This is a genomic window from Roseivirga seohaensis subsp. aquiponti (assembly GCF_001267955.1).
GTDB classification, from domain to species: Bacteria; Bacteroidota; Bacteroidia; order Cytophagales; family Cyclobacteriaceae; genus Roseivirga; species Roseivirga seohaensis.
The window spans coordinates 276804-291026 of the sequence record NZ_JSVA01000008.1 but is presented as its reverse complement, the minus strand read 5'-3'; the positions used below and the strand labels follow the sequence as shown (position 1 = coordinate 291026).

Sequence of the window (14223 nt, the reverse complement as noted above, 5' to 3'; positions counted from 1 at the left end):
TGAGAATTACAATTCAAATAGCTATACAAAATTGTGAATCAATAATTGATTGTTTTATGAGATCGGAGTTTTACTTCTGAAAGAATATTTGCAATCCTAATACCGGCATCACCTTTTCCATAAATATACTCTGGATCATATTTACCATGAGTAACTTGATTTTGAATAGCCTTCTTAATCTCATCCTTATCATAGATTACATCAAGGACATTTGCGCCACGCAGCCTATTATGCTGGCGTGTGCCAATATTAACTACTGGTACCCCAAGGAAAGCGCATTCTCTAACACCAACACTTGAATTTCCTACAAGACATTTTGACTGCATGAGTAACATAAGAAAATGTCTCGGTTCTATATTTTTAAAAAATCGAATATTCTGAGGGTTCCTAGTTTCCCTGAAAGTCCTAATACTGTTGGATGTTCCATCCGAACCAGCATCTACGTTTGGCCAGAACCAGCACGTTTGAATACCCAACTCGGTGATTGCGTTCAATGTTTTCCAAACATGCTCCTTAGCCTGAGTGTACTCCGTAGTAACGGGATGTTGCATTACAACTATATAATCCTTCTTAAAATCTATCTCCGATCCAACTCCACCGTACACTTTAATCGGATCAAAATTCAAGCATTCCACTTTCTTTATCTCCGCTGCTATATCCATTGAAGGACATCCCGAATTGAACACGTATTCCACATCCTCTCCCATCTTCAACACTCTTTCTCTAGCATCTTCTGATGCCACTAAATGAATATCCGCAAGTTTCGTGTTCGCATGTCTTACCTTTTCATCAATATTACCAGTAACCTCACCACCTTGTATATGTGCAACCGGAATGTTTTGATATGCCGCAGCAATACTCACCGCCAATGTTTCAAATCTATCAGCAATTACAACAACAACATCAGGCAAAAGGTTATTAAAAACAGTAGACAACTCCATTACTGCAAGACCTGTAGTTTTGGCCATAGCTGTAGGATTCTCTCCTTCTAATACTACATATACCTTCTCTGTTATCTCAAAGCCATCATCCGTAATATAATCTATAACACTACCATATCTACTTAAAAGTGCTGACCCAGCCACAACAAGTTGTAACTCAAGATTAGGATGATTCTGAATTGCAGTAAGGGCTGTTTTAACCCTACTGTATGAAGGTCTAGCAGTAACTACAACACAAATCTTTCTTTTACTCATAATAAATTATCTTCATTTAGAAATGACCATTGACTTAAGGCTATTGAAATTTTTTTTCCTAAAACTTCATAATACCGACTCGCGGGAATCCCCATGCCTGATGGTTTTTTAGACTCCAAATCATCAAATGTAAGTACATGGCCCTCCGGTAAATCTTTATTTACTGCCAATGATTTCTCGAAAATTCTTTTTAATTCCGAAAACTCTTCAATATTTGCCTTGTCTGACTTATGACTTAGGCTCTCAAATATTTGACGGACACCATTAACCATTCTTGGAATATCATCTATCAAAATGCTTGCATTGGAATCTGGCCCAAAGCAAAGCCTATGAAATACCACATGAAACTCCAAGATTTCAGCACCCAAAGCAGCTGCCGCCATGGCAGCAAAGATGTCTCCCGAATGATCTGAATATCCTACTGGGATTTTATATCGATCCTTTAAAACTGGAATTTGGTCTAATCCCCATTGCTTAGGTTTTGTTGGGTAGGCCGTGGTGCACTGTAGAAGTGAAACGTGGTTATTATACTTTAAAAGAAAGTCGAAGGTACAATCTAGTTCGTCCAAAGAGCTCATTCCTGACGATAATATAATAGGTTTACCTGTTTGCGCAATTTTCTTCAAAAGCAAGAAATTATTAACCTCTCCTGAACCAATTTTATAACGCTTCACCCCCACCCTTTCGAGCAAATCCACTGCAGCACAACTAAAAGGTGATGACATGAACTCAAGCCCCGCATCATCACAGTGCTTTTTCAAATCAATCCATTGTAATTCTGTGAATTCCATCCTTTTCCAGTAGTCCATCCTCGTAGCATCCTGCTTTGAAAATTTTACTCTGAAAGGCTCATGTATTGAACTCTCAGCCTCAGCAATATGAGTTTGAAACTTTATAGCATCCACTCCAGTGCCTCTCAAAGCCTCCACATATGAATGAGCTTGTCCCAAACTTCCGTCATGGGCCTGACCTATCTCCGCAATTAGAAACATCCGCTTATTAATAACTTTACCATGATTTAGTAATTTTGAGAGGAGACCATCCTCTTAAAGCGCTCAGAGTCAATATAAAGCTCATCAAACGTTCCTTGCTCTTTAATTTCTCCTTCACTTAATAATAAAACCCTATCAACATTTCTAATCGTAGATAGTCTGTGGGCAACAACAATCAACGTGTATTCCCCTCTTAAAACATCAATACTCGCTTGAATCTCCTTTTCAGTCTCTGTATCAAGTGCTGAAGTTGCCTCATCCAAAATTAAAATATCAACATTTTTGAACAACTCTCTAGCAATAGAAAGCCGTTGTTTCTGCCCCCCACTTAAATTAATTCCAGAAGTTCCTAAAATAGTTTCTTCCGTATTTTTCAAACTCTTCACAAAGTCATAAATAGATGCCTTTTTAAGTGCTTCTTGAAAGCGAAATAATATCTCAGGTGTTTTTTTGGACCAGAATGTTACATTATTGAATATAGTATCACTGAATATAACTGGTTCTTGAGTTATATACCCTATTCGCTTTTGAAGGCTTGGTAAATATAAACCCTCGTAATTATTTCCATCAAGACTAATTGTTCCAAAGCTTGGTCTAATTAATCCGCATAGTATATTAATTAGAGTAGTTTTACCAGATCCACTTTCACCAACAACAGCAATGGATTCGTTCTTTTCAATTGTAAGATCAACTCCTTTCAAAACCGTTAAGTCATCATAAGAAAATGAGACATTCCTCAACTCTATATCTCTGCTAAATTTATCTACAACCACTTCTCCGAAACTCTCTTGTGAATTACGCAACTCATCTCGAAACTCAACCATTTGATCTAAGGCACCTGAATGACCTAAAAATCCATTCCATTGTTTTTGCATGGCCATCACAAAACTCAATGCCCTATACAAAAAGAGTAAGCTCAAAATTATTGACCCTAAAGAGTCACCATAAAGGTTAACTTGAATAAATATTACACCAGCAACGACTAAAATTATCAAAGGTTCACGAGCCGCTTGGAGAATGGAATCTAATATACCTAACCTTTTTTGAACTCTCTCAATTTCTTTGATTTGTTGCTTTAGCTTACCAGTGTACGGTACAATTGAGCTCGTTGATTTTAAATACTTGAAATTATTCACCATTTGCATCAAAATACCATGAAAAGAGTTAGCCTCATTAGATAGTTGGCGAGAAAGTACCTTGGTTTGTTTATAAATCCTCTTGAACAAGACATTAGTTGCAAGCCCTCCTATACTAACCAATAATGCAAAAAGCGGGTTAACACCAAATGCTAGCCCTAGATAAACAGATATCATGATTAGCGCTTGAGCAGATAAAAAATAAGTTTGAAAAGCCTGATTAACCCTTAGCACTTCGGCACTAAACGTATTTTGAATTCTTCCTGCATCAGATAACACAAAATCAGAATATTTATAATAACAGAACATATCTGCATTCTGATCCCTGATCATGCGCATGAATTTTTGTTGATAAGTAACCCTAAAAAACCCTTCAAGATATTTAAACACCCCCTTTAATATGAAAAATAGAAGTAGCACAACAACAATGGTAGATACTTCCATTGGCAAATTCAAGGCTCGCAAAAAATCCAAAACAAAAGATAAGCTCCCAAGCTCATCACCTTCCACTTCACCACCTTTATCTACAACTTCTAACAACGGGACAATCATTGCGAGTCCAAAGCCATCTAGGATCCCTACAAAAACACTTGCTCCTAAGATTATAAATATTCGATACTTAAGAAAGGCATAAAAAAATCTAAAGCTTTTTGTCAAGCCCAATAAATAATTCATCAAATTAGTTTTCAATCCCATTTATTCTAGGAAGTAATCACTCATTAATCTCATAACTTAAAATCGATTCTACTTGTTGTTCAAATAAAGGCAAATCAGTATGATAAAGAAGAGATAGTCTCAATGTTGTCAATACATCTAATGCTGTATCCCCAAAACTGAAGGTTATAGACGCAGCTTTGTGGCCGATCTCATAATCTTGCATGTTAAAAGCTTCCATACGGCCTTCATAAGTTGTCTCTCCAATTAAATATGAATCATATTCCTCTTGCTCTATGATAAAAAATTGCTGTAATCCAGTAGCCTTCTTTGCTATTCCGTTATAGTTATAAAATGCAATATCTCTAGAGGTTGCGTTATACACTTTTGTGCTGTCATGAACAATAATCAAGCTGGCTGTATCTTCGGTCAATTCCTTTGCAAAAATGCCATGTATGGCTTCTTGTTTTAACCATCCCTTTAAGTATTGTAATTGAAAGGCGAGAGTACAAGTAACAAAAACTGAAATTGTTACATAAAAAAATAGCCTCCGAACCACATTATTTTTAATTAAAAGCAAAAACCCAAACATTAAAAGAGAGAACCCCAAGGACAACAAAACTTGATGTCTGGTTTCATAACCTTCGAAAGAAGGAATTTTCTTAACTAAAATATAGGGGAGACTCCCTAATAAAAAAACAATAAAACCTACCACAAGAAATTTCTTGGATGATTCAACCCTACTTTCAACTCTAGCGGCTCTATTAGAAAAAATGAATTTACTTGAGATAACCCCAACCATTAATACCCCTATAAATAACAAACCATAAAATAAGTCTATTGCTATGTAGCTGTAGAACTCAGAAAAAACTCCCAAGAAAGAGTTCTTTACCGTCTCTAAAAAACGTAGTGGGAACTTCAATAGAGCTTTTATACTCAGTTCATTGTAACTCTTATTGAGATAGGCTCCTCCTAATGGAAAAGCCAATTTCTTAACTACCCAAAAAATAAAAGGGAGCAATAAAAAATCTAATATTTTTAAATATTTATGCGTCCTTAGGAAATCAATGTAATAAGAAATCTTAAAGTCAAATAGTTTTTTAGGACTACGGTCACTCACCAAAAAATAAATTGGAACAGCATAAAAAACCAGTAATGAGTTCAATGAAAAAGAAACAAAAAAGAGCATCAATGATAAAAGTCTAAGGTATAAAAGCTTTTGGCTCAAATAGCGCATCAATAGGTAGAAGGCGAATATAAAAATAGCATAACTCAAAGTAGCTGGAAGCATTATTAACGTAACCTTAGATGCATAGAATGGAACTAAGGCAAAAAGCATTAAAACATAGAACCTATCATATTTGTCAGTGACCCGGATATAAACAAGAATTCTGTTCAAAATTAGCACTGATGCAATTTGCAAAGACAGCGTTATAACCCTATACATAAAGACAGGATTATCAAAACTGTTAAGGAAGTTGTGTAATACACCTATATATGGTGCCCCTACATCAGTAAAAACCTGTAGCACAGTTGATTTAGGCATATCATAAAGAATCCAGTCATCCCAAAAAACACCGCCATTAATAAGCATCAAAAAGTTAGATAGAACATAAATGCCTATAATGGTAAAGAGGAATGGTGACCTGTGGTGTTTCAATTTAAGCCTTGCCATATAACCTTCGCTTATGTTTTATATACTGAATACAAAATTCATCTTTTAACAGCCACTACAACCAAGCTACTCCCCAAGCTGTACTTCTTTCCTGATTTTACATTGGCGAGCTCTTTCTTCAGCATTTTGTTTATGAACCTTATCATCAAACCGCCTTCGGTGCCATGTTCATTGGCTGAATTTTCTGGGCTATTTTTTCTTAGCCCTAGTTTTGAAGGAATAGTGCGCATTAAGTAAATAGGGAAATGCAGGGACTTAAATAAATAGTTATCATAAATCAGTTCAAAGCCTGTCTTTGATAGCAATTCCGCCATTGATTGCTTGGTATATCTTCTGTAATGGCCTGCATCAACATCTTCTTTTGACCACAGATACTGAAAAGAGGGCACTGTAATAAATAGTTTCCCATTTTCTGCTAAAGCAGCATGTATTGTATTCAAAAAACCTTCATGGTCTTCTATATGTTCTACCACATCGAAAGCCCCAACATTTTGCAATTCACCTTCCGCCCAATCAATGTCTTCTAATCTGGCACAGACTACATTTTCAATACCTCGTTTCTTGGCATTTAAACAACCCGTCTCACCCGGTTCTACCAATACTACCTTATGTCCATTCTTTTGAAGCATAGCACTTACAAAGCCATTCCCCCCACCAACGTCTGCAAATATGCCCTCGTTTGAGTATTTTTTTATCAAATAGGAAAGGCAGGAGTTTCGATGGGCAAACCAATAACTCTTATCTTCTAACTGGTAACAAAGTGAGTTACCTTCTTCTGGATATGAAATAACATCTGTACCTGGGCTGTACCAAATACCGCCTTCCTCTTTTAATTGTGATAAGAATTGCAAAACTGAATGATTAGTTGTGTGATTTTAGTAATTTGGTTAGCTTCCAATTGATAGTAAAGCGGTAAACGGACTAGGTTTTCTGAATACCTATCCGTCTCTGGCAATTCCCTTCCATCGTGTTTGTTTAGATAGAACGGGCTTTTATGAAGTGACAAATAGTGGAAAACTGCATAAACGCCAGATGTTTTTAAATGATCAATAAGGCCTTCTCTAAACTGGCTGCTTTCACACAACAAATAGAACATGTGAGCATTATTGGAGGCGAAGGGTGGTAGCTGCGGCAGTTGAATCCCTGTCAGACCTCCTCCTTTGAGTTCAGATTCATATTGAGTCCAGTGTTGTTTTCGTTTTTGTTGAATATCATCCAAGTTCTCTAATTGAGCATATAAAAAAGCCGAAATAAGCTCAGATGGCAAAAAAGATGAGCCCACATCCACCCAACTGTACTTATCTACCTCTCCACGAAAAAAAGCAGAACGATTAGTGCCCTTTTCCCATATGATTTCTGCCCGCTTTGCAAATTCTGGCGCATTAACAACCAACATTCCTCCCTCTCCGCTAATGATGTTTTTGGTTTCATGAAAAGAAAAAGCCGCCAAATGACCAATACCGCCTAAAGGGCGACCTTTGTAATAGCTATCAATGGCCTGCGCTGCGTCTTCTACTACATACAGATTATGCCTGTTAGCAATATCCATTACCAAATCCATATCACAGGCAACTCCATCATAATGAACCACTACTATCGCCTTAGTTTTGAGTGTAATTAAGGCCTCAATTTGTGACTCATCCATGCCTGGATGATCAATTCTAGAATCACAAAAAATAATTTTCGCACCACGAAGTACAAAAGCATTGGCCGTAGACACAAACGTATAGGAGGGCATAATCACTTCATCGCCCTCCTTAATATCTAAAAGAATAGCAGCCATCTCTAAGGCATCTGTACATGAGGTAGTCAACAGGCACTGCTCAAACCCATATTTATCATTAAAGAACTCATGACATTTCTTGGTATAGATACCATTGCCTGATATTTTCCCTGAATAAACAGCTTGATAAATATAATGTGCTTCTTTACCAGTTAGATATGGTTTATTGAATGGGATATTATTCATCACTTTTAATATCAATTGAGACCCAATATTTCTTGCCATTTCTACCGATAAAATAAGCAGAAGAGGTACCGTCTTTAAAAGTATATCCCCTTAAGATATTTAGAATATCACCTATCTTCATATTCTCTTGTAAAGAGAGTTTTGCTTTTTCATTAAACTTAATTCTTGAATAATAAGCAGACTCATCTGGCAAAACATTAATAAAACAGATATTTCCAGACAATATCTGTTCAGTAATTATTGCTTGAAATAAATCAAAAGCAATAATATCTAGTTTTTGTAATAAGCTATAAGAAGTATCATTCTCAACAATATCTACTTCTCGTTGAGCCAACAGATGTCCTCTATCAATACAGTTATTAATAGAATGAAATGTAACTCCTGTTTTTTCTTCACCTTCAATTATCGCCCAATTAACAGGATAAACACCTCGAAACTTAGGCAAAAGACTATAATGAAGGTTAATAATAACATCATAATGGTTTACAAATGATTTTGGCATTAGGTATTTCCAAGAAATTAGAAAAACAAAGTCAATATCATCAAATATGAAATCATCAATAGGCTTATCCGGTTCAAAAATCAGGATTGATTTTTCAGAAGCAAGGCTGGCAAGAGATGGCCACCAATTATTTTCATTATTAGAGGTAGTAACCAAAAATGGAATTTCTACTTTACCAATTCCCTCTAAATGCAATAAATACTCCACACAATCATAACCAATCTTATGGTCTGCAAAGGGTATAATTCTCATTTCCTAACAATAATGGTAAATTCATAAAGGTCATAATCATGTAAGAGGGCAACATTTTTAGAGAATTTTGTTTTACAATAATTAAATAACTTATGTGGGTCAGCATAAAATAGATAGTCTTTCATGAACTCTGGATCTGAATATGATGTGAGAGCGTTAAAAGCAAAACCTTTTTCTGAATAATTATCCAATGTTTTTATAGTTTCTAAAATATAATCATACCAAGTTGAGTCATCGGTAATATTTAACCTAACATTAAACAAACCACTTGCAATGGCATAGTCATGTTTCAAGTTACTTAAAGCAGACTCAAATTGAACACCTTTCAAATGACCAAACGATGTCTCCGCTTTGAGAATCATTTCTCTGGAAATATCATAGCCGGTATAGCTAATTCTACAGGAATCAATGTTATCAGCACCAATAAAATTCACATACTCACCATAGCCGCAGCCATAGTCGAGTATAGAATAGTGCTGTGCTTGAATTACTTTGCTTAGTTGTTCAAAACGTAAATATTGAGACTCTTTAGAGTTCCAATCAACTCCTAAGGCTGTCCCGCCATGTTTAACTACTTTTTCCGTATAGTAATCATTCACAGCAGATAGAATATTATCCTTCATAATTCAATTCTTCTTCTATAATGAAAAGCGGTCTATCCTTAACTTGATCAAAAGTTTTACCGATGTAAATGCCAGCAATTCCGATACTCAATAAAATAAGACCTGTTGAAAAGAAAATAACAACAATCAAGCTTGGCCATCCTGGTTGGAATGACCCGATAAAAGTAGCAACAAGAATAACCAGTGAAGAAACAAATGAAAAGAGTGCCATGAAGAAACCAATATAAACGCTCATTTTCAAAAGCTTATCCGAATGCGAAGTCCAGCCTTGCAAACCCAGCTTAAGTAAATCCAGAAACTTATAACTCGATTTACCTGAATATCGAGGTTCGTGTTCCACTTCTATGGTCGTATTGCGAAAACCGAGCCATTTAAAAATTTGTAAATAAAGTCTATCCTTGTCTTTTATTTTCAGAAACTCAAGACCAATCCTCTTGGTAAAAAGTATTAATGATCCTGCATTCACGTCATATCTTCTATCCGAAAACAGTCTAAATAATAAATTATACAAATTAGAATTGACGCTTTTGAAAAAGCCATGCTTACGTTTTTCCCTTTTTGTAAATACAATATCAAAACCAATTTCGGCTTGCTCAATTAATAATGAAAAATATTTTGGGTTATCTTGTAAATCACAATCCATGAGTATAATGTAATCACCTTTTGCTCTTTGGATTCCTGCAGTTATTGCGTAATGCTGCCCGAAGTTTCTACTTAGTTTAATTCCAACAACATGTGAATTGTGTTTACAATGATTCTTGATTTTTGACCAGCTATTATCTGCACTCCCATCTTCAACTAAAAGTATTTCAAAGTCATCAGTGATTTTAGATGCCTCTTGAGTAATCCTCAAAATGAGTTCATCAACAATTTCTTCAGCTTGGTATACAGGGCTTATAATTGATAACTTCATGATTGGATCTTTAAATAATGTCTAGTCTCATCACCCAGATTGAAAATCATATCAAGAATACTAACACCATGTTCAAAACCACCATGTAATTGTAGGTACTCGGGATAACCACTATAATCAAAATAGTTTAAGCCAATACCAGCTTCTTCAAAAAGGCCTTCGTTCATATATGCCCTTGCTGCAGCTCCAGTGTAATATTGTTTACCATCTAGCTGTTTACAAATATGTATCAATCTTTCCGTCTTGTCTTCAAGCAGTTCAAAATCTTTAGAGAATAGAAATTTCGTTTTGAATCCCAAAAAATCGGAAATTCCACGGAGAAAAATCAAGTTTACCTCAGTAATAGTGTTCGCTAAAGCGGCTTGCTTATACCAGTCCTCAACCATTTCCTTGGTTTGTTGAAAGAAAGGCGCTTTGGAGTAATTATGACATATACTTTTCCAATGTAAAGATGTCCAACTCGAATCCACAACTGTTGTTTCATTGATTTTCTGATAGAATTTACCCTTTACTTCAACAGGAACTGTTAGCCATTTCAACCCTTGAGGGGTCTTGATTTTGTTACGATTCCTCCAGTCCCTACGGGTATATTGCATTTCATCAAAAACCACAAAATAATCAGCGATCGCTATAGCGTCAAAGTATCCTTTCCAAGGAATATAGTTCGATTGTGTAATTACGATATTCAAATGTTAAAACTTAAAAGTAACAATTACCCCTAACCCAATTAATAAAAGTCCAACCAATTTCCCATGTGAGTAACTCTCATTCAAAAACAAAATACTTAAGAAAAACACTAACGCTGGCGCCAAACTCATTACAGGGTATGCTTTGGAAAGTTCAAGTTTAGTCATGGCTGCCATCCAAAGTACAGAGGCTAATAAGGCAGCGAAAAAACCTGATAAAATATATGGATCAAGAAATAGCTTAAATAAAAATAGAATTTTTGGTTTTAATTCCTCTGGTAAACTTCCATATTTCAAAATTCGCCACTTCAAAATAAGCTGACCATATACCGTCAAGAATAGTGTAACAATAACTGCAAAATAGGCGTTCATTACTTTTTGGTTAACCTTTTGATCAAACCCTTTGACTTACTATTAGGCGATTCTTCATAATACCCACCACCATATTGATTTCCATAGCCGTAACCATAACCATAACCGTAACCATAACCATAGCCGTAGTTATAGCCATAACCGTAACCCGTACGAGATTTAAAATCGTTGAGGATTAATGCCATATTTTTGATAATTCCTTTTTCTACATACTCGTTAAGTGGTTTTAGCGAATCTTGTTGGGTATAGAGGTGGCGCACTAAATACAAACTAATATCGGCATATTTAAGCAGGTTAAAAGTATCGGAAACAATACCAATTGGAGGGGTATCTATGATAATGATTTCATACTTAGACTTTAAGTAAGCCATCAGTTTTTCCATTTTCTGCCCCATTAAAAGTTCCGCAGGATTGGGTGGTACTGGCCCTCCAAAAATAACATCTAAGTTATTGAATTCAGTGTGGATAATAATATCCTCCATTTCAACAAATCCCCCAAGGTAATTCGAAACTCCTATATCGTTGGTTAAGCCGAAATCGTCAAAAAGTTTAGGTTTCCTTAAATCCAAACCTAGCAATACGGTTTTCTTGCCGCTAATGGCCATAATAGAAGCTAAATTGGTAGAACAGAAAGATTTACCCTCGCCCGATGAGCCAGAGGTAACTAAAATGGTTTGCAGCTCCTTTTCACTACTAAAATACTGAAGGTTAGAACGCAAGGAACGGAAAGTTTCTGCAATAATAGATTTAGGCTTATCAAATATGGCCAAATTAGATTTTTGCTCGTTATGCCCAATCACCCCTATAATAGGAATGGAGGTAATGCGCTCAATTTGGCCTCTGGTTTCGATTCGGTTGAACGTAAGTTCTCTGATAACAATAAACAATAATGGAAGAATCAAACCTAATGCGCCTCCCACCAAATAGTTTAACTGATAATTAGGAAAGAATGGTTTTGAAGGTAAAACAGCAGGGTCTACCACTTCAGAGTTGGCCACATTCGAAGCCGATACAATCGCTGCTTCCTGCCTGCGCTGAAGCAAGTTGGTGTAAATTCCATTAACAATATTAAACCTTCTCTCAATTTCCAAATAACCTTGTTCTATTACAGGGTAATCTTTAAAGTCAGATTCAACCAACTTATTCTCATCTTGATAGGCCTTGAGTTGTCCTTCAAGCTCCTCAATCTTAAGCTTCACATAACTTTTCAAGTTCCTTTTAACTTGGTTAATTTGTTCATCTAAAGTTTGAATTGCACTGTTATATGGTTCTAGGTATTGAAGTAACCCCGATCGCTCTAAGGTAAGCTCACTGATTTGGTCTGTAAACTGATTCATGTATACATCCTCAATACCATATAGAGACGGAGAAATCAAATCTTGAAGGCCATCGTTACTTTCAATTTTATTAAGCGACTCATTTAAAAACTCAACCTGACGCTCCAACTTCCTTATCTCAAAATCGGATTCATTTATCTTTGACAATAGTTCAGTACCCTTGCTTCCCAAATCTAAAAACCTGTTATCAATTCTATACTTAGATCTTTCTTCGCTTAAAGTCGCCAATTGACCTTCAAGGGTATCCATTTGGCTATCTATAAATTCTATGGTTTTCTCTGCCTTACTGTTTTTCAAGGCAAGTTCCCTTTTCTGGTATACTTCCAATAGTTTATTAAGAAAGTCAACACCCTTCTGTGGCACATCTGTAGTAAGCGTAAGTACCGCAATGGAACTAAAGGCTTTTAAATAGGTTACATTCAATCGACTCTGAAAGCTATCAATCAGGTTTTCTGTACTATGAATTTTGAAATAGTAAGTCTTACCAGCTAAATCAGTATAGTTTTTAAATTCCAGTTTGAATCGATATTGGCTGCTCTCAATCCAACCATCGGGACGGAATCTGATAGGAGATTCTTGAACCTCTTCTCCAGCTTTAGATACACTAAACTGGTTTCCCTCGTAGAAAGTAAGTCTCCATTCCTGGTCATAAGGCTGAGGATGACTCTTATCGTAATGTATAACAAAAGGTAGGGTTCTGTATTCTTCAATCGTTTTTATTCTACCCTTAGAATAATAAGACACATCAAAATTAAGGCTATCTAAAGCATCCCTTGTGAGTGGTTTTGATTTTAGAATTTCAATTTCATTTAAGAAAACTGCTCCGAAATCGAAACTAAACTGGGCTAAAATACTTTGGTCAATATCTCTATTCTGTTCAGGAATTAAAATGGTATTGCTTACACTGAACTTCTCTGTAGTATACCTATGATAGATATATACAGTAAGTAATAGCATAAATATGGAGATGATAAAAAGAGGCCATAAGCGGATGTACTTAAAAACCACCTCTTTTGGGTTAAAAGCTGCCGTTTTTGTTTTACTCTCTCCCTGACCGAAAAGGTCTTCAAAATCTTCCATGCTGCTAGTTACTTGTTAAACTGATAAGAAAAATTCCAGTGGAAATCAATCCAACAACCACACCCAATTGGGAAAGAAAGTTATCTCCAGCTCCAATTTCACGCAATTTTAAAGGAGGTGCATAAATAATATCTCCAGGTTTAACGTACCAAAACTCTGTAAGCATTAAATCTCTTTGGGTTACATCTATCTCATGCCATTTCACTCCCCCCTCATAATTTCGTAACACTTGCACTTTCTGCCTGTCGGCATTAATGGTAAAACCTCCAGCATTGGCTATGGCTTCCAAAAGATTTGCCTCACTCCCTACTATTAGCTGTTGTCCTCCTCCTATTTCACCGGTGGTAGTATACCTAATACCAGCTAAACTCACATTCACAGAAATATCTTTCACACCCTTAACTCTTCTAATTACACTTTCTAAGCTATCCTTCAAAGCTTTGGTTGTTAAACCGCTAGCTCTAAGTGGTTCTAGCGTGTTGATGAGTAAAAACCCATTATTATCAATAACAAAAGTCTGCCCTAATGACTGACGACCACCTTGCGCCCCCCCCTGTCCGCCTCCTTGCTGACCTTGACCTGAACCTGTAGTTGCGATAACATCCGCAGTGGATTGCCTAAAAGGCTCCACAGCTGTTTCTACATTAGAGAAGAAATTAATGGAAAGAATATCTCTAGGCTGCAAATAATATTCAGACCTAGGTGGAGTAATTAATGTATCTAGTCCTAGTTCATCAACTCCTTCCTTATTTTGAAAAAGAATAATCTTCTCATTCGGAATACAAGAAGACACAATCGCTATTAATACAACCAAACCTAAAATTTTCTTCACCATT

General features: G+C 36.0%; 13 protein-coding genes. All 13 read right to left on the bottom strand.

What is annotated here, in order from left to right; translation table 11 throughout:
* Positions 1-38 precede the first annotated feature (38 nt).
* Genes neuC through OB69_RS08145 form a run of 13 tightly spaced genes read right to left on the bottom strand, consistent with a single transcriptional unit; the run spans position 39 to position 14222 of the window.
* Positions 39-1196: a UDP-N-acetylglucosamine 2-epimerase gene (neuC, locus tag OB69_RS08205; RefSeq protein WP_053223220.1), complete on the bottom strand. Its 1158-nt coding sequence runs from the start codon at positions 1194-1196 to the stop codon at positions 39-41.
* Positions 1193-2188 carry an N-acetylneuraminate synthase family protein gene (locus tag OB69_RS08200; RefSeq protein ID WP_053223219.1) on the bottom strand — a complete coding sequence of 332 codons (996 nt, stop codon included), beginning with the start codon at positions 2186-2188 and terminating at the stop codon, positions 1193-1195. Before OB69_RS08200 ends, neuC begins: the two co-directional genes overlap by 4 nt.
* A 26-nt stretch (positions 2189-2214) precedes the next feature.
* Positions 2215-3999, bottom strand: a complete 1785-nt coding sequence (locus OB69_RS08195) for an ABC transporter ATP-binding protein (RefSeq protein ID WP_221404862.1) — start codon at positions 3997-3999, stop codon at positions 2215-2217.
* A 37-nt stretch (positions 4000-4036) separates the two neighbouring features.
* Positions 4037-5653, bottom strand: coding sequence for a hypothetical protein (locus OB69_RS08190; RefSeq protein WP_053223217.1), 1617 nt, complete (start codon positions 5651-5653; stop codon positions 4037-4039).
* Between the two features lie 38 nt (positions 5654-5691).
* Positions 5692-6504, bottom strand: coding sequence for a class I SAM-dependent methyltransferase (locus OB69_RS08185; RefSeq protein ID WP_053223216.1), 813 nt, complete (start codon positions 6502-6504; stop codon positions 5692-5694).
* Positions 6483-7661, bottom strand: coding sequence for a dTDP-4-amino-4,6-dideoxygalactose transaminase (gene rffA, locus OB69_RS08180; protein ID WP_245620792.1), 1179 nt, complete (start codon positions 7659-7661; stop codon positions 6483-6485). Before rffA ends, OB69_RS08185 begins: the two co-directional genes overlap by 22 nt.
* Positions 7615-8376: a formyltransferase family protein gene (locus OB69_RS08175; protein ID WP_053223214.1), complete on the bottom strand. Its 762-nt coding sequence runs from the start codon at positions 8374-8376 to the stop codon at positions 7615-7617. The genes rffA and OB69_RS08175 overlap by 47 nt, the downstream gene beginning before the upstream one ends.
* Positions 8373-8999: a class I SAM-dependent methyltransferase gene (locus OB69_RS08170; RefSeq protein WP_053223213.1), complete on the bottom strand. Its 627-nt coding sequence runs from the start codon at positions 8997-8999 to the stop codon at positions 8373-8375. The genes OB69_RS08175 and OB69_RS08170 overlap by 4 nt, the downstream gene beginning before the upstream one ends.
* Complete coding sequence (locus OB69_RS08165) at positions 8989-9912, bottom strand: glycosyltransferase family 2 protein (RefSeq protein ID WP_053223212.1); 924 nt, start codon at positions 9910-9912, stop codon at positions 8989-8991. Before OB69_RS08165 ends, OB69_RS08170 begins: the two co-directional genes overlap by 11 nt.
* Complete coding sequence (locus OB69_RS08160) at positions 9909-10601, bottom strand: WbqC family protein (protein WP_053223211.1); 693 nt, start codon at positions 10599-10601, stop codon at positions 9909-9911. Before OB69_RS08160 ends, OB69_RS08165 begins: the two co-directional genes overlap by 4 nt.
* Before the next feature lie 3 nt (positions 10602-10604).
* On the bottom strand, positions 10605-10970 hold the full coding sequence (locus OB69_RS08155) for an EamA family transporter (protein WP_053223210.1): 366 nt from the start codon (positions 10968-10970) through the stop codon (positions 10605-10607).
* Entirely contained in the window at positions 10970-13387 is a 2418-nt protein-coding gene (locus tag OB69_RS08150; RefSeq protein WP_053223209.1) for a GumC family protein, read from the bottom strand. Before OB69_RS08150 ends, OB69_RS08155 begins: the two co-directional genes overlap by 1 nt.
* 4 nt (positions 13388-13391) lie before the next feature.
* Positions 13392-14222: a polysaccharide biosynthesis/export family protein gene (locus OB69_RS08145; RefSeq protein ID WP_053223208.1), complete on the bottom strand. Its 831-nt coding sequence runs from the start codon at positions 14220-14222 to the stop codon at positions 13392-13394.
* Between the last annotated feature and the right edge of the window lies 1 nt (position 14223).